The sequence below is a fragment of the Streptomyces sp. NPDC051133 genome (assembly GCF_040682635.1).
GTDB lineage: Bacteria > Actinomycetota > Actinomycetes > Streptomycetales > Streptomycetaceae > Streptomyces.
Map to the genome: position 1 here is coordinate 68,493 of NZ_JBFBBK010000010.1, position 14,679 is coordinate 83,171.

Sequence of the window (14,679 nt, forward strand, 5' to 3'; positions counted from 1 at the left end):
CCGTCAGACCCGGCCGAGCGCGAGGGCGTGCAGCTTCTCCAGGCGCTCGCGGGTCTCCTCGGTCCTCGGGGTGTACGTGACCATGCGGGCACCCAGCTCGGGGCCGAGCCACAGGTCCGTGTGCTCCAGCATGAGGTGGCCGACCCAGGGGTTGAGGAACTCCTTGTGCTTGGTGCGGGTGCCGACCACCTCGTAGCGCCGCCAGTTCTCGCGGAACTGCGGGGACTCCGTCTCCAGCCGCTTGACCAGCATCTTCCAGGCCGGCTCGCCGAGGTGACCGGCCAGGGAGGCGCGCAGCCGGGCGGCCATCAGGCGCTGGGACTCCTCCAGGTGCACGACGGCCGCCTGCCAGTCCTCGTTCGTGTACACGAGGAGCATGCAGTTGCGGTCCTCGGGCGGGATCGCGTCCAGGTCGCTCAGCAGCAGGCCGTAGGTGCGGTTGTAGGCGAGGATGTCGTACCGGCTGTTCTGGATGCAGGCCGGGATCGGGTCCAGTCTGTCCAGCATCGCGCGCAGGGCCGGGGTCACGCTGGGACAGTTCGCCGCGGGCGTCGGGTCGGTGGCGCCGGCCAGCTGGAAGAGGTGGGCGCGCTCGCTGGCGTCCAGCCGCAGGGTGCGCGCGAGAGCGTCCAGGACCTGTACGGAGACCTGGATGTCGCGGGCCTGCTCCAGCCAGGTGTACCAGGTGACGCCGACCGCGGAGAGCTGGGCGACCTCCTCCCGGCGCAGACCGGGGGTGCGCCGCCGGGCACCGCGCGGCAGCCCCACCTGCTCGGGGGTGATGCGCTCGCGCCGGCTGCGCAGGAACGCGGCCAGCTCGCTGCGCCGGATCTCCGAGCCCCGGCCGGGCCTCGGCGTGGTCTCCTGGGCCGTGGTCGTCATGGTTCCAGGGTGCCGCCTCCGGCAGCCTGTTGCCAGGTAGTTCTTCTACCAGGACAAGGAGACTCTGGTACCCCTCTGGGCGGGGGCGGACGCTCGGAGGCATGAGCGAAACCGTCACCACCCCGGTCGTCCGTCCGACGGCCGCCGCGCCCGCACTCGGCGGGCTCGGTCTGTTCACCGTTCTGCTGGCCGCGGCACTGCCGCTGGTCGACTTCTTCATCGTCAACGTCGCCCTGCCCACCATCGGCGCCGACCTGCACGCGGGCGAGGCCGTGCTGGAGCTGGTCGTCGCCGGGTACGGGGTCGCGTACGCCGTGCTGCTCGTGCTCGGCGGGCGGCTCGGGGACCTGTTCGGGCGGCGCCGGCTGTTCCTCGGCGGGATGGCCGCGTTCGGGCTCACCTCCCTGGCCTGCGGGCTCGCGCCCGGCGCCTGGAGCCTGGTCGCGGCGCGGATCGCGCAGGGCGCCTCGGCCGCCGCGATGCTGCCGCAGGTGCTCGCCACGATCCAGGCCGCGACGAGCGGCGGGCGCCGGGCGCGCGCCATGAGCCTGTACGGCGCCACGGCCGGGCTGTCCATGGTGGCCGGGCAGATCCTCGGCGGGGTGCTCGTCGCCGCCGACATCGCCGGCACCGGGTGGCGGGCGGTGTTCCTGGTCAACGTGCCCGTGGTCCTGGCCGGGCTGGCGCTGGCCGTGCGGCTCGTGCCCGAGACCCGCTCGCAGCACCCGGAGCCGGTCGACGGGCCCGGCACCGTGCTGCTCGCGGTGTCCCTGCTGACGCTGCTCGCGCCGCTCACCGAGGGCCGCGCGGCGGGCTGGCCGCTGTGGACGTGGCTGTCGCTGGCCGCGTTCCCGGTCGCCGCCGCCGCGTTCTGGATCGTGGAGCGGCGCGCGGACGCGGCGGGCCGTACCCCGCTGGTGCCGCCGAGCCTGCTGGGGCTGGTCTCGCTGCGGCGCGGGCTGGTGCTGATGCTGCCCTTCTCGATCGGCTTCAGCGGGTTCATGTTCGTGATAGCGCTGGCGCTGCAGCAGGGCGCCCGGCTCGGTCCGGTGCCGGCCGGGCTCGCGCTCGCGCCGATGGCCGTGACGTTCCTGTTCGTCTCCCTGGCCGGGCCGCGGCTGATCGCCCGGTACGGCACCCGGGTGGTCACCGCCGGGGCCGGCATCCAGGCCGTGGGCGTGCTGCTGATCGTGCTGGCCGCCTGGCGGGACTGGCCGCATCTGGGCTTCGGCTCGCTGCTGCCGGGCGCGGCGGTGGCCGGTGCCGGGCAGGCGCTGCAACTGCCCAACGTGTTCCGGATCGTGATGTCCGAGGTGCCGCCCGCCCGCGCAGGTGTCGGCAGCGGTGTGATGGTCACCACCCAGCAGTCCGCGCTCGCCCTGGGCGTGGCGACCCTCGGCACCCTGTTCCTCACCCTCGTCCCGCGCGTGGGCATGCGGGACGCGCTGGTCACCGCGCTGCTGGTGCAGCTGGCCGGGGTGGTGCTCACCGGTCTGCTGAGCCTGCGCCTGCCCCGCACGGTCGGCTGAGCCCGGCGGACGGCTCGGACAACTCACCGTGAACCTGACCCTGTTGATGTTGTTCGTGCTGCACACTCCTTGCGGTCACAAGTGCCGGACCCGGGAGGGGTCATGCCGCAGAGCGCCAACTCGAGCAAGGTCAGCCGCTGGGACCAGCACGGCCGCGAACACGTGGTCAGGGTGGTCCGCACGGGCGTGCAGCGCACGATCGGATGCGACACCTGCGGCTGGCGGAAGGGGGCCCAGTTCCTGCCCTGGCTGAAGGCGGAGGAACATCTCGCCGAGGCCCATCAGGCGACGGTCGACCCCACGGTGGCCCGCCAGCCGTCGCGGTGAGCGACGCCCCCCTCGGCACCCTGCTCGACCTGCGCTCCTGCTTCGGTCCGGGGCTCGTTCCCAGCTGTTCCGAGTGGCCGGTCGCGCCCACCGGGTTCAGCCTGGGAAAGGTCCATCGAGCGACGGGAGACGAACATGACCTCGGTACTCCGCCACCACCGCCACGGACGTGCACTGGGCGCCTGCGCCCTGTCCGTGGCGCTGCTGTCCGGCGGGACGGCCGGAGCCTTCGCCGCCACCAGGCCCAGCCCCGACAGCACCATGGCCGCCTCGATCACCGTCACCATCCACGGCAACACCGTGAAGGCCGGTGACAAGGTGAAGATCTCGGGGCGCACCAAGGGCCTGAAGGTCGGTACTCCGCTGGTGCTCCAGCACCGGAAGAACGACAAGTGGGTGCCGCTGAAGGCGGCCGCCAAGGTCAAGGCGGGCAGCTCGTACGCCTTCTTCGCCAAGCTGAACACCAAGGGCGTGGAGATGCTGCGCGTCGCCGGCGCGAACGGGTCGGGGAAGGTCTACTCGCCGCCCGTCACCGTGCACGTGCGCTGAGCCCCCGTACCAGCAGGTCCACGACGGCCCCGAACTCCTCGTCGACGCCGGGGCGGGTCCACTCACGGGCGTGACAGGGGTCGTGGAAGCGGCCGGTGGCCTGGAAGACGGCCCGGGCCGCGGCGGCCGGGTCGGGCACGCGGAAGGCGCCCGACCCGGCTCCGTCGTCGAGGATGCGGGTCAGCTGGGCGGTCAGCTCGGCTATGTGCTCGCCGACGACCGTGCCGTTCTCGTCGGTCAACACCGTGTAGGTGGCGAACAGTTCGGGGTCGTCACCGGCCTTGTGCCGCTTGGCCTCGAACAGCGCCGCCAGCCAGGCCCGCAGCCGCTGCTCGGGATCCTGCCCGTCGGCGGCGGCGATCCCGGCGAGCTTCAGTGACGTCCGGTCCAGCCAGCGCTTGGTCACCGCTTCCCGCAGTGCCGCCTTGGTGCGGAAGTGCCGGTAGACGCTGCCGTGGCTGACGCCGAGCGCGCGGGCCACGTCGACCACGGTGGCCTTGGCCGGGCCGTGGCGGCGCAGCACCTCCTCGGTGGCTTCGAGGATGCGCTCGGCGGTCAGGGTCTCGCTGGTCGGTGCCATGTCCTAGACCGTACCCGGCAGCGGAGTCAGCGCTCGCTGTCGAGGTGTCCCATCTGGGCGCTCGGGTAGCGGTCGCCGGCCGCCGCGTCCGCCGGTACGGCCTCCTCGATCGCCGCGAGGTCGGCCGCGTCCAGGGTCACGTCCAGCGCGCCCAGCGACTCGCCCAGCCGCTCGCGGGTGCGGGCGCCGACCAGCGGCACGATGTCCTCCCCGCGGGAGAGCACCCAGGCGATGGCGGTCTGCGCGACCGTCGCGCCCTTCTGCTCGGCGATCTTGCGCAGGGCGTCGACCAGGTTCAGGTTGTGCTGGAGGTTCTCGCCCTGGAAGCGGGGCGAGTGGGCGCGGAAGTCGTGCGCGGCGAGCTGCCGGTCGCGGGTGAAGTGGCCGGAGATCAGACCGCGGGAGAGCACGCCGTACGCCGTGATCCCGATGCCCAGTTCGCGGACGGTGGGCAGGATCTCCCGCTCGATGCCGCGGGAGATGAGCGAGTACTCGATCTGCAGGTCGGCGACCGGGGCGGTGGCGGCGGCCCGCCGGACGGTCTCGGCACCGACCTCGCTGAGGCCGACGTGCCGGACGTACCCCTTCTCGATCAGCTCGGCGATCGCGCCGACGGTCTCCTCGATCGGCACGTCCGGGTCGAGCCGGGCGATCCGGTAGACGTCGATGTGGTCCACGCCGAGGCGCTGCAGGGAGTAGGCGGCGAAGTTCTTCACGGCGGCGGGGCGGCCGTCGTACCCGCTCCAGTTGCCCTCGGGGTCGCGCAGGGCGCCGAACTTCACGCTGACCAGCGCCCGCTCCCGGGCGGCGGCCGGGGCGGCACGGAGGGCCTCGCCGATCAGCATCTCGTTGTGCCCCATGGCGTAGAAGTCACCGGTGTCGAGCAGGGTGACGCCCGCTTCCAGGGCGGCGTGGATCGTCGCGACGGACTCCGCGCGGTCGGCGTCGCCGTACAGCGCGGACATGCCCATGCAGCCGAGGCCGAGGGCGGAGACGTGGGGGCCGGTGGTTCCGAGGTGTCGTGTGCGCATCGTCATGACTCCACCTTGCCATGACAGATGACAGATTTCAATATCTGTCATTCCATAGCTGCCCGATCGAGCCAGGCCCATTGACGAAAGGTCTGGACCAGCTCACGGTCATGTCTACGACACCTCACCGCACCCCCACCGGGAGGCCCGCATGCGCCCGGCCGGGAGGCCTGTGGGAGGACGGCATGGACTCCGGCGTGAAGGTGGCCACGCCCGCCGAGATGTGCGCGGGCAAGGCGTCCGGCCGGACGATCCCGCTCTCCATCGGCGGGGCGGCGGCCGGTATCGACCTGTCCTCCTCGGCCGTCGCCGACCGCTTCGTGGCATCGACATCGACATCGAGACGGGCCTGACGAACAGTGGAAGCATCAACCAACTCTCCGCTTCCCAGGCCAACTTGATCCGGATCATCGACGGCGTCAACGGCCGCCTGCGGTGGCCGAACATGCAGACCGACTGCCTCGCCAGGGGCCTGGTGGTCCAAGGCACAACCATCAAGGTGCCGTACGACAAGCAGGTCCCCGGCCTGCCCGCCCAGCCCGGCGCGGGCGGCGGCTACATGTCATCACCGTCCCTGGTCTCCCAGACCTGGAAGCACTACGGCGCCTCGTTCAAGGGCCTGATGACCTGGTCGGTCAACTGGGACGGCTCGAAGAACTGGACCTTCGGCGACAACGTCAAGGCGCTGCAAGGCCGTTGAGCCGGCGGTCGGCCGCACCCTCCGCTCCGTTGGACACGGTGCGTCACCGACCGGAGAATGGGAACTGCCGACGCGCAGCCTCCAGGCGGCGCCTGCCGTCGGCCGTGCGGTGTTCCAGCGCCGCCGAGGAGGCCGCGATGGCCATCCGGATCGCCACCTTCAACACCGAGAACCTCTTCCGCCGCCCCTCCGTCTTCCGCCTCGCGAAGGCGGCCGACCGGAAGCAAGTCCTCGACGACTTCGACACGTTGACCACTCTCCTGGACAAGGAGACGTACACCGACGACGACAAGCGGCAGATCTCGGCGCTCGTCCTGAAGCACCGTGCGTACAGCAGCGACCCCGAGGACCCGCCGCTGATCCACATCAACCAGAACCGTCCCGGGAAGCAGAGCGGCCTCTTCGACACGCCCCCGCCGGGAGCCACCCCGACGCAGCTGCCGATCCTCGCCGGCGGGCGGGGGGCGTGGGCCGGCTGGGCCGAACTCGGGCAGGACGACCTGGACATGGCCGCGGTCGGGAACACCGGGCGGGTCATCAGAGAGGTGAACGCCGACGTCCTGCTGGTGCCCGAGGTCGAGGACCGGCTCACCCTGGACCGCTTCAACCAGCACGTCCTGGGCCTGGGATGGCAGCCGTACCCCTTCAATCTGCTGATCGACGGCAACGACCCGCGGGGCATCGACATCGGGATCCTCAGCCGGCTGCCGATCACATCCGTCCGGCCGCACCTGTTCGACCCGAACCCGGCGGACCCGGCGAAGCCCTTGTTCAGCCGCGACTGCCCCGAGTACGAGATCCGGCTCGGCCAGGACAGCCTGGTGATCCTCGGCAACCACCTCAAGAGCAAGGCCAACGACGACCCGGAGCTGCGCCTGGCCCAGGCGGAGCGGGTCGCTGAGATCTACCGGGCCGCGCTGGACCGCGTCCCGAACGTCGTGGTCGCCGGGGACCTCAACGACTTCCCGGACAGCAAGCCGGTCGAGGTGCTGCTGGGGACCGGCCTGCGCGATGTGATGAGCCACCCCCTGTACCACGGGGAGCCCGGCACCCACGGCACCTGCCACCAGAAGCGGGACAAGCTCGACTACGTCATGCTGCCGCCCGCACTGTGGGGGAAGGTGCAGAACGTGGGCCTGGAGACGCGCGGCATCTTCCTCCACGCGAACCACTTCGACAGCGTGCGGGCGAAGACCGACGAGGCGTCGGACCACGCCGCGCTGTACGTGGACGTGGACCTGTGACGACGACGCCCGCCCTCCGGCCGATCGGGTCGGCCGGAGGGCGGGCGGAGGTACGGCGTCAGCAGCCGAGCGTCAGCAGCCGATCAAACGACCCGCGAGGTAGCCCTCGATCTGGTCCAGGGACACCCGCTCCTGCTTCATCGAGTCACGCTCACGCACCGTGACGGCGTTGTCCTCGAGCGTGTCGAAGTCGACGGTCACGCAGTACGGCGTACCGATCTCGTCCTGGCGGCGGTAGCGGCGGCCGATGGCGCCCGCGTCGTCGAACTCGATGTTCCAGTGCTGGCGCAGCGCCTGGGCGAGCCCCTTGGCCTTCGGGGACAGCTCGGGGTTGCGCGACAGCGGGAGGACGGCGACCTTCACCGGGGCGAGGCGGTGGTCGAGGCGCAGCACGGTGCGCTTCTCCATCTTGCCCTTGGCGTTCGGCGCCTCGTCCTCGACGTAGGCGTCGAGGAGGAAGGCCAGCATGGTGCGGCCGACACCCGCCGCCGGCTCGATGACGTACGGCGTCCAGCGCTCGCCGGCCTCCTGGTCGTAGTACGCCAGGTCCTGGCCGGAGGCCTTGGAGTGGGCGCCGAGGTCGTAGTCGGTGCGGTTGGCGACACCCTCCAGCTCGCCCCACTCCGAGCCGCCGAACTGGAAGCGGTACTCGATGTCGGCGGTGCGCTTGGAGTAGTGGGAGAGCTTCTCCTTCGGGTGCTCGTACCAGCGCATGTTCTCGGTACGCAGGCCGAGGCCCGTGTACCAGTTCCAGCGCTGCTCCATCCAGTACTCCTGCCACTTCTCGTCCTCGCCCGGCTTGACGAAGAACTCCATCTCCATCTGCTCGAACTCGCGGGTGCGGAAGATGAAGTTGCCGGGCGTGATCTCGTTGCGGAAGGACTTGCCCATCTGGGCGATGCCGAACGGGGGCTTGCGGCGCGAGGTGGTCTGCACCTGGGCGAAGTTGGTGAAGATGCCCTGGGCGGTCTCGGGGCGCAGGTAGGCGACCGAGCCGGAGTCCTGCGTCGGGCCGAGGTGCGTCGACAGCAGACCCGAGAACTGCTTGGGCTCGGTGAACTGGCCCTTGTTGCCGCAGTTCGGGCAGTTGATGTCGGCGAGGCCGTTCGCCGGGGCGTGGCCCTTCTTCTCCTCGTACGCCTCTTCCAGGTGGTCGGCGCGGAACCGCTTGTGACAGGCGGTGCACTCGGTCAGCGGGTCCGTGAAGGTGGCGACGTGGCCGGACGCGACCCAGACCTCGGACGCCAGGATGACGGACGAGTCGATACCGACCACGTCCTCGCGCGACGTCACCATGTAGCGCCACCACTGGCGCTTGATGTTCTCCTTGAGCTCGACACCCAGCGGTCCGTAGTCCCAGGCGGCACGCTGTCCGCCGTAGATCTCACTGCACGGGAAAACGAAGCCACGGCGCTTGCTCAGGCTGACGATGGTGTCGATCTTGTCGGCGGCCACGGTGCTCTCTTCATTACGACGACGGGCGTTGAAGCGAGATGCTTCCAGCGAATGATTCAGGTTACCGGCGCAGGCTCCCCCACGACCAAATCGGCCCCCTGCTTCGGCCCGCTGACGACCGTTGTTGACAACGGTTTCCATGTTAGTTGAAAATGACTGTCATGAACGTACGACGCCTCATACCCGCCGCGGCGGTCGCCGCGGCCACCGCTGTCGGGATCGGCACGCTCTCCGCCTGCGGCGGCGACACGGCGGCGGCCTCCGGCACCGGCAGGTTCGACGTCGTCGCGTCGTTCTACCCGATGCAGTTCCTCGCCGAGCAGATCGGCGGCGGCCACGTCCACGTCACCAGTCTGACCACGCCCGGCCAGGAGCCGCACGACCTGGAGCTCAGCCCCCGGCAGATCGGCTCGATCGAGGACTCCGACGCGGTCCTGTACCTGAAGGGCCTCCAGCCCGCCGTGGACGACGCGGTGGCCCAGTCCCCGGTGCGGACCAAGATCGACGCGGCCTCCCTGACCACGCTGGAAAACCACGGCGACGAGGTCGGCGGCCACGCGGCGGCCCACGACACCCACCCGGGCGAGGAGCCCGCGGGCAGGGACCCGCACATCTGGCTCGACCCGGTGCGCTACGCCCAGGTCGCCCAGGGCGTCGGCGACGCCTTCGCGAAGGCCGACCCGAAGCACGCGGCCGACTACCGGAAGAACACCGTGAAGCTGGTCGGGAAGCTGGACGCCCTGAACTTCGCGTTCGAGCAGAGCCTCGCGCACACGAAGACCAAGGTCTTCATCACCACGCACGCCGCCTTCGGCTACCTCGCCGAGCGCTACGGCCTCACCGAGGAGGCCGTCACCGGCCTCGATCCCGACTCCGAGCCCAGCGCCGCGCGGATCAAGGACCTGGAGTCGATGGCCAGGGCCGACGGCGTCTCCACCGTCTTCTACGAGACCCTCGTCAGCGACAAGACCGCCCAGACGGTCGCGCACGACGCCAACCTGAGGACGGACGTCCTCGACCCCCTCGAGGGCATCACCGCCAAGTCCCGCGGCACGGACTACTTCTCCGTCCAGCAGGCCAACCTCAAGGCCCTCCGGCAGGCGCTGGGGGCCAAGTGAGCAGCATGGGAGACGAGATGACCGGCGAACCCGTCATAGCCCTGCGCACGGTCACCGCCGAACTCGGCGCGCGGCCGGTGCTGCGCGGCATCGACCTCACCGTCGGCCGGGGCGAAGTCGTCGCGCTGCTCGGCGCGAACGGCTCCGGCAAGTCGACGGCGATCCGCGCGATCGTCGGCCAGGTGCCGGTCACCGGCGGCACCGTCGAGCTGTTCGGCACCCCGCGCCGCGCCTTCCGCGACTGGGCGCGCGTCGGCTACGTACCGCAGCGCACCACGGCGGCCGGCGGGGTCCCGGCCACGGTCACCGAGATCGTCTCGGCGGGCCGCCTCTCCCGCACCCGCTTCGGCGTCTTCCGCAGGGCCGACCGGGAGGCCGTGCGCCGGGCCCTGGAACTGGTCGGCATGGCGGACCGCGCCAAGGACTCCGTGAACGCCCTCTCCGGCGGCCAGCACCAGCGCGTGCTCATCGCCCGCGCCCTCGTCGCCGAACCCGAACTGCTGATCATGGACGAGCCGATGGCGGGCGTCGACCTGGCCAGTCAGGAGGTGCTCGCGCGGACGCTGAGGCAGCAGGTCGAGGCCGGTACGACGGTCCTGCTGGTGCTGCACGAACTGGGCCCGCTGGAGCCCCTCATCGACCGGGCGGTCGTGCTGCGCGACGGCTGCGTCCTGCACGACGGGCCGCCCCCGCAGGCCGTCGGCCAGCACGCCCTGCCCGGCCACGACCATGTACACCCGCACGCGCCCGCGGGCACCGAATCGATCCGCACGGGACTGCTGAGCTGATGCACTTCCTCGACTACGAATTCATGCAGCGCGCGCTCCTCGCCGCCGTCCTGGTCGGCATCACCGCGCCCGCGATCGGGATCTACCTCGTCCAGCGCCGCCAGGCCCTGATGGGCGACGGCATCGGCCACGTGGCCATGACCGGCGTCGGCCTCGGCTTCCTCCTCTCCACCTCCCCGGTGTGGATGGCGACGGCCGTCTCCGTCCTCGGCGCCGTCCTGATGGAACTGATCCGCTGGTACGGCAGGACGCGCGGCGACATCGCCCTCGCCATGCTCTTCTACGGCGGCATGGCCGGCGGCGTCATGCTGATCAACCTCGCGCCGGGCGGCTCCAACGCCAACCTGACCTCGTACCTGTTCGGCTCCCTGGCCACGGTCTCGCCGTCCGACGTGACCGCGATCTGCGTGCTCGCGGCCTTCGTGCTGCTGGTCACGCTGGGCCTGCGCCGTCAGCTGTTCGCGGTCAGCCAGGACGAGGAGTTCGCGCGGGTCACCGGCCTGCCGGTGCGGGCGCTGAACCTGCTCACGGCGGTGACGGCGGCCGTCACGGTGACCGTCGCCATGCGCGTGGTCGGCCTGCTGCTGGTGTCCGCGCTGATGGTGGTGCCGGTGGCGGCGGCGCAGCAGCTCAGCCGCAGCTTCACCGCCACCTTCGCGATCGCCGTCGCGATCGGGGTGGCCGTGACCGTCAGCGGCACGATCACGTCGTACTACCAGGACGTCCCGCCCGGTGCGACGATCGTCCTGCTGACCATCGCCGCGTTCGTCGCCCTGACCGCCCTCGCCGCCCCGCTGGCCCGCCGACGCGCCCGCGCGGCCGCCTCGGCGCAGCCCGTGGGGGACCCGGCGGAGTGCTCGATTCCGGCCACGCGGGCCGCCGGGGACGAGATCGGCGTCCGACCGCCGACAGCCCGGGCTGGCACAATGGCCCGCGGCAGAGGCGAGACGTGAGGAGGCACCCGTGACGACCGCTGGACCGCCCGTGAAGGGCCGCGCGACCCGACAGCGGGCAGCCGTGGCGGCGGCCCTGGACGAGGTCGACGAGTTCCGCAGCGCGCAGGATCTGCACGACATGCTCAAGCACAAGGGCGACTCGGTCGGGCTCACCACCGTCTACCGCACGCTGCAGTCCCTCGCCGAGGCCGGCGAGGTCGACGTCCTGCGCACCTCCGAGGGCGAGTCCGTCTACCGCCGGTGCTCCACCGGCGAGCACCACCACCATCTGGTCTGCCGCGGCTGCGGCAAGGCGGTGGAGGTCGAGGGCCCGGCGGTGGAGAAGTGGGCCGAGGCCATCGCGGCCGAACACGGGTATGTCAACGTGGCCCACACGGTGGAGATCTTCGGCACGTGTGCCGACTGCGCGGAGTGCGCCGCGGGTTGAGCGCCGCTCCTGGACGGTCGCCATCGAGACCCCCGCGTCGCTCACCGTGACCGTCGGCCGGTACCTCAGCCGGTCCCGCGGCGCCCGCGCTCATCCCGGCCGAAGCAGCGCTCCAGTTCGTCGAGGTCGTAGAAGGTGCTCCCCTCGGCGATCGGGCGGCACCCCGCCTTGAACGCCGTCTCCTTCTCGTTGTAGAGCATGCGGACCAGGTAGCGGCCGTTCCTCTCGTACACGTCCCACTGGATGTTCGCGCCCAGGGGAGCCACGGAGGCGCCCCGCCAGGGGTTGTCGGCGTAGGTGTACGGCTCCCCCGGCGTCGCCGGCTCCGTGCTGCCCGGCAGGCCCATCAGCGCGGCCAGCGGGATGATCTCCTCGGCGTGCGTGAAGCGCAGCTCGGCGCCCAGGTCGCTGGTACCGGCCCGCTTGGCCTCCACCTGCCGGAAGAAGTCGTCGAGCAGGACGTCCGCCATCCGGTACGTGATGTCGCTGTCGGAGAACCCGGGACCCTTCTCGTAGAAGTCCTCGGCGTCGGACAGATAGCCGAACCAGGCGGCGTCGGAGCGGGAGATGTAGCGGTCCATGCCCCAGCCCTCGCCGTCCGGGCTCTCCTCGCTCATCGCCGGGGCGATCCCGTACAGGTTGTAGACGGCCTCGGCGGCACCCACCTGATCGCCGATCTGCTCCACGAACGGCTCCTCGAACAGCCCGCGCAGCACCCGGCGGGCGGCCTCCCGGGTCCTCGCCCGGCCGGTGATGCCACTCAGCGTGTCCTTGAGGCGCTGGTCGTTCGCGATGTAGTCCCGGTACGCCGCACCGCCCGCCGCCTTGTGGAAGTACAGCAGGTCCTTGTCGGTGCGGGTCGGCCCGATCAGCGGCTTCAGGGCCGGCTCGGCCGCGGCGAGCGCCCCCGTGTACTCCCCGGCGCTGTCCACGGCCCGCCCCTGCCCGGAGCTGACCACGTCGATCTTCTCGCCCTCGTCGGCGATCCGGGTGAACAGCGACGGCAGCCGCCGCTGCATGCGCCCGGCCGTGTCCCGCATCTCCTGCCGGCCGCGCCCGCTGAGGTTGCCGTAGCCGACCCGGTCCATGGCGGCGAGCAGCGCCCGCACCTTCGGCCCGAACTCCTCGCCCTTCGCGGTGAGCCGCCCCTGCGCGTCCGCCTTGTCCCACAGCGCGAGGATCAGGTCGCCGTCGGCGCTGTCGGTCGCCGAGCGGGAGCCGTGCCGCGAGACGTTCTCGGTGAAGACGGGCTCGAAGCCGGCCGGCGGCCGCTGGTAGCTGCGCGCACTCTGCCGGGGCTCGTACGGCGCCTTCGTGCCGTAGCTCTCGCGGTGCCGGGGGGTGTCCGAGGCGTGCGCGGGCAGCGCGGTGAGCAGCAGGGCGCCGAGGGCGAGGAGAGGGGTGAGACGTCTCATGAGTCCCGCATCCTCGACGGCCCCGATGAACCACCGATGACTACGAGGTGGACTCACCCTCCATGGCCAGCAGCTCCTCGTTCGGGATGGCCCCGCCGAACCGCCGGTCACGGGAGGCGAATTCGAGGCAGGCCCGCCACAGGTCACGGCGGTCGAAGTCCGGCCACAGCACGTCCTGAAAGACCATCTCGGCGTACGCGCTCTGCCAGAGCAGGTAGTTGGAGGTGCGCTGCTCGCCGCTGGGCCGCAGGAAGAGGTCCACGTCCGGCATGTCGGGGTAGTACAGGTACTTCTGGAGGGTCTTCTCGTTGACCTTGCCCGGGTCCAGCCGGCCCGCCGCCACGTCCTCCGCGAGCGCCTTCGCGGCATCGGCGATCTCGGCCCGGCCGCCGTAGTTCATGCAGAAGTACAGGGTCAGCAGGTCGTTGTCCTTGGTCTGCTGCTGGGCGATCTGCAGCTCCTTGGCGACCGACTTCCACAGCTTGGGCATACGCCCCACCCAGCGCACCCGGATCCCGAGTTCGTCGAGCTGGTCACGGGTCTTACGGATGAAGTCGCGGTTGAAGTTCATCAGGAAGCGGACCTCGTCGGGCGAGCGCTTCCAGTTCTCGGTGGAGAAGGCGTACAGGGAGATGTTGCGGACGCCGATCTCGATGGACCCCTGGAGCACGTCCAGCACCCGCTCGGCGCCGACCTTGTGCCCCTCGGTGCGCGGCAGCCCGCGCTCCTTGGCCCAGCGCCCGTTGCCGTCCATGACGATCGCCACATGGCTCGGGACCAGCTCGCCGGGGAGCTTCGGCGGGCGCGCACCGGACGGGTGCGGCTCCGGCGCCCTGTACTCGCGCCGCTGTCGCCCCAGGAACCCGCGTACCACCATGTGCTTCTCGTCTCCCTCTTCGTGGGGTGTTACTTCTCGACGTACCTGAGCGAACGCAGCCCGCGCTCCAGGTGCCAGTGCAGATAGGCGGACACCAGCCCGCTGCCCTCCCGGACGTACCGCGCCTCGCAGGCGTCCGCCGTCTCCCAGTCTCCCGTAAGCAGCGCGCCGAGCAGGACCAGGGTCTGCGGCGAGGGCACGACGCTGCCGGGCACCCGGCAGTCGACGCAGACGGAGCCGCCGGAGGCGACCGAGAAGAAACGGTTCGGACCCGGCATGCCGCACTTCGCGCAGTCGCTGAAGGTGGGGGCGTAGCCGTTGACGGCGAGGGAGCGCAGCAGGAAGGCGTCCAGGACGAGATGCGGGGCGTGCTCACCGCGCGCCAGCGTCCGCAGCGCACCGACGAGCAGCAGATACTGCTGCACGGCCGGCTCGCCCTCGTGATCGGTGAACCGCTCGGCGGTCTCCAGCATGGCCGTCCCGGCGGTGTACCGGGCGTAGTCGGTGACGATCCCGCCACCGTACGGCGCGATGGTCTCACTCTGGGTGCACAACGGCAGCCCGCGCCCGACCAGCTCGCTCCCGCGCGCGAAGAACTGCACGTCGACGTGGGAGAAGGGTTCCAGCCGGGCCCCGAACTTCGACTTGGTCCGCCGCACTCCCCGGGCCACGGCCCGTACCCGCCCGTGCCCCCGGGTGAGCAGCGTGATGATCCTGTCGGCCTCACCCAGTTTCTGGGTGCGCAGCACGATGCCGTCGTCGCGGAAGAGACTCACAGCCCACCCCCGCTTCCCGCCGGCG

Annotated in this window: 15 protein-coding genes and 1 pseudogene; 9 read left to right on the forward strand and 7 right to left on the reverse strand. The window is 71.1% G+C overall.

Annotation, left to right across the window (positions count from 1 at the left end; translation table 11 throughout):
• Positions 1-3: 3 nt before the first annotated feature.
• Positions 4-882, reverse strand: coding sequence for a helix-turn-helix transcriptional regulator (locus AB0N17_RS13200; RefSeq protein WP_366011346.1), 879 nt, complete (start codon positions 880-882; stop codon positions 4-6).
• 101 nt (positions 883-983) lie between these two features.
• Here AB0N17_RS13200 and AB0N17_RS13205 point away from each other — a divergent pair, with 101 nt between their 5' ends.
• The 3 genes from AB0N17_RS13205 (at position 984) to AB0N17_RS13215 (ending at position 3,287) form a co-directional block, all read left to right on the forward strand.
• Positions 984-2,411 carry an MFS transporter gene (locus AB0N17_RS13205; protein ID WP_366011347.1) on the forward strand — a complete coding sequence of 476 codons (1,428 nt, stop codon included), beginning with the start codon at positions 984-986 and terminating at the stop codon, positions 2,409-2,411.
• Positions 2,412-2,513: 102 nt separating this feature from the next.
• Entirely contained in the window at positions 2,514-2,738 is a 225-nt protein-coding gene (locus AB0N17_RS13210; protein WP_366011348.1) for a hypothetical protein, read from the forward strand.
• A 135-nt stretch (positions 2,739-2,873) separates the two neighbouring features.
• A complete protein-coding gene (locus AB0N17_RS13215; protein ID WP_366011349.1) occupies positions 2,874-3,287 on the forward strand; it encodes a hypothetical protein in 414 nt (137 codons plus the stop codon).
• On the opposite strand, the gene AB0N17_RS13220 is transcribed toward AB0N17_RS13215, so the two are convergent.
• Both AB0N17_RS13220 and AB0N17_RS13225 read right to left on the reverse strand, forming a co-directional pair.
• Entirely contained in the window at positions 3,268-3,867 is a 600-nt protein-coding gene (locus AB0N17_RS13220; protein ID WP_366011351.1) for a TetR family transcriptional regulator, read from the reverse strand. The genes AB0N17_RS13215 and AB0N17_RS13220 overlap by 20 nt on opposite strands.
• 26 nt (positions 3,868-3,893) lie before the next feature.
• Positions 3,894-4,904: an aldo/keto reductase gene (locus tag AB0N17_RS13225; RefSeq protein ID WP_366011352.1), complete on the reverse strand. Its 1,011-nt coding sequence runs from the start codon at positions 4,902-4,904 to the stop codon at positions 3,894-3,896.
• 164 nt (positions 4,905-5,068) lie between these two features.
• On the opposite strand from AB0N17_RS13225, the pseudogene AB0N17_RS13230 reads away from it, so the two are divergent.
• Both AB0N17_RS13230 and AB0N17_RS13235 read left to right on the forward strand, forming a co-directional pair.
• A pseudogene (locus AB0N17_RS13230) lies at positions 5,069-5,598 on the forward strand (chitinase); the annotation flags it as partial.
• A gap of 137 nt (positions 5,599-5,735) precedes the next feature.
• Positions 5,736-6,842 (forward strand): endonuclease/exonuclease/phosphatase family protein, encoded by a 1,107-nt coding sequence (locus AB0N17_RS13235; protein ID WP_366011353.1) that lies wholly within the window; start codon positions 5,736-5,738, stop codon positions 6,840-6,842.
• A gap of 72 nt (positions 6,843-6,914) precedes the next feature.
• On the opposite strand, the gene AB0N17_RS13240 is transcribed toward AB0N17_RS13235, so the two are convergent.
• Entirely contained in the window at positions 6,915-8,297 is a 1,383-nt protein-coding gene (locus AB0N17_RS13240) for a glycine--tRNA ligase (RefSeq protein ID WP_366011355.1), read from the reverse strand.
• Between the two features lie 161 nt (positions 8,298-8,458).
• Here AB0N17_RS13240 and AB0N17_RS13245 point away from each other — a divergent pair, with 161 nt between their 5' ends.
• The 4 genes from AB0N17_RS13245 to AB0N17_RS13260 are packed head-to-tail and all read left to right on the forward strand — an operon-like array spanning position 8,459 to position 11,586.
• Entirely contained in the window at positions 8,459-9,415 is a 957-nt protein-coding gene (locus AB0N17_RS13245) for a metal ABC transporter substrate-binding protein (protein ID WP_366011356.1), read from the forward strand.
• A gap of 17 nt (positions 9,416-9,432) precedes the next feature.
• Entirely contained in the window at positions 9,433-10,203 is a 771-nt protein-coding gene (locus AB0N17_RS13250; protein WP_366011358.1) for a metal ABC transporter ATP-binding protein, read from the forward strand.
• Positions 10,203-11,156, forward strand: coding sequence for a metal ABC transporter permease (locus AB0N17_RS13255; protein WP_366011359.1), 954 nt, complete (start codon positions 10,203-10,205; stop codon positions 11,154-11,156). Before AB0N17_RS13250 ends, AB0N17_RS13255 begins: the two co-directional genes overlap by 1 nt.
• A gap of 10 nt (positions 11,157-11,166) precedes the next feature.
• Positions 11,167-11,586, forward strand: coding sequence for a Fur family transcriptional regulator (locus tag AB0N17_RS13260; RefSeq protein ID WP_366011360.1), 420 nt, complete (start codon positions 11,167-11,169; stop codon positions 11,584-11,586).
• 65 nt (positions 11,587-11,651) lie between these two features.
• Here AB0N17_RS13260 and AB0N17_RS13265 read toward each other — a convergent pair whose 3' ends face one another.
• The 3 genes from AB0N17_RS13265 to recO are packed head-to-tail and all read right to left on the reverse strand — an operon-like array spanning position 11,652 to position 14,654.
• Entirely contained in the window at positions 11,652-13,001 is a 1,350-nt protein-coding gene (locus tag AB0N17_RS13265; RefSeq protein WP_366011361.1) for a histidine-type phosphatase, read from the reverse strand.
• A gap of 40 nt (positions 13,002-13,041) precedes the next feature.
• Entirely contained in the window at positions 13,042-13,878 is an 837-nt protein-coding gene (locus AB0N17_RS13270; RefSeq protein ID WP_366011362.1) for an isoprenyl transferase, read from the reverse strand.
• A 29-nt stretch (positions 13,879-13,907) separates the two neighbouring features.
• Positions 13,908-14,654: a DNA repair protein RecO gene (gene recO / locus AB0N17_RS13275; RefSeq protein ID WP_366011480.1), complete on the reverse strand. Its 747-nt coding sequence runs from the start codon at positions 14,652-14,654 to the stop codon at positions 13,908-13,910.
• Between the last annotated feature and the right edge of the window lie 25 nt (positions 14,655-14,679).

What these genes read in the sequence shown, in the direction of transcription:
- AB0N17_RS13200 (WP_366011346.1), bottom strand. Translation starts at nt 882, where the DNA reads ATGACGACCACGGCCCAGGAGACCACGCCGAGGCCCGGCCGGGGCTCG.
- AB0N17_RS13205 (WP_366011347.1), top strand. Translation starts at nt 984, where the DNA reads ATGAGCGAAACCGTCACCACCCCGGTCGTCCGTCCGACGGCCGCCGCG.
- AB0N17_RS13210 (WP_366011348.1), top strand. Translation starts at nt 2,514, where the DNA reads ATGCCGCAGAGCGCCAACTCGAGCAAGGTCAGCCGCTGGGACCAGCAC.
- AB0N17_RS13215 (WP_366011349.1), top strand. Translation starts at nt 2,874, where the DNA reads ATGACCTCGGTACTCCGCCACCACCGCCACGGACGTGCACTGGGCGCC.
- AB0N17_RS13220 (WP_366011351.1), bottom strand. Translation starts at nt 3,867, where the DNA reads ATGGCACCGACCAGCGAGACCCTGACCGCCGAGCGCATCCTCGAAGCC.
- AB0N17_RS13225 (WP_366011352.1), bottom strand. Translation starts at nt 4,904, where the DNA reads ATGACGATGCGCACACGACACCTCGGAACCACCGGCCCCCACGTCTCC.
- AB0N17_RS13235 (WP_366011353.1), top strand. Translation starts at nt 5,736, where the DNA reads ATGGCCATCCGGATCGCCACCTTCAACACCGAGAACCTCTTCCGCCGC.
- AB0N17_RS13245 (WP_366011356.1), top strand. Translation starts at nt 8,459, where the DNA reads ATGAACGTACGACGCCTCATACCCGCCGCGGCGGTCGCCGCGGCCACC.
- AB0N17_RS13250 (WP_366011358.1), top strand. Translation starts at nt 9,433, where the DNA reads ATGACCGGCGAACCCGTCATAGCCCTGCGCACGGTCACCGCCGAACTC.
- AB0N17_RS13255 (WP_366011359.1), top strand. Translation starts at nt 10,203, where the DNA reads ATGCACTTCCTCGACTACGAATTCATGCAGCGCGCGCTCCTCGCCGCC.
- AB0N17_RS13265 (WP_366011361.1), bottom strand. Translation starts at nt 13,001, where the DNA reads ATGAGACGTCTCACCCCTCTCCTCGCCCTCGGCGCCCTGCTGCTCACC.
- AB0N17_RS13270 (WP_366011362.1), bottom strand. Translation starts at nt 13,878, where the DNA reads ATGGTGGTACGCGGGTTCCTGGGGCGACAGCGGCGCGAGTACAGGGCG.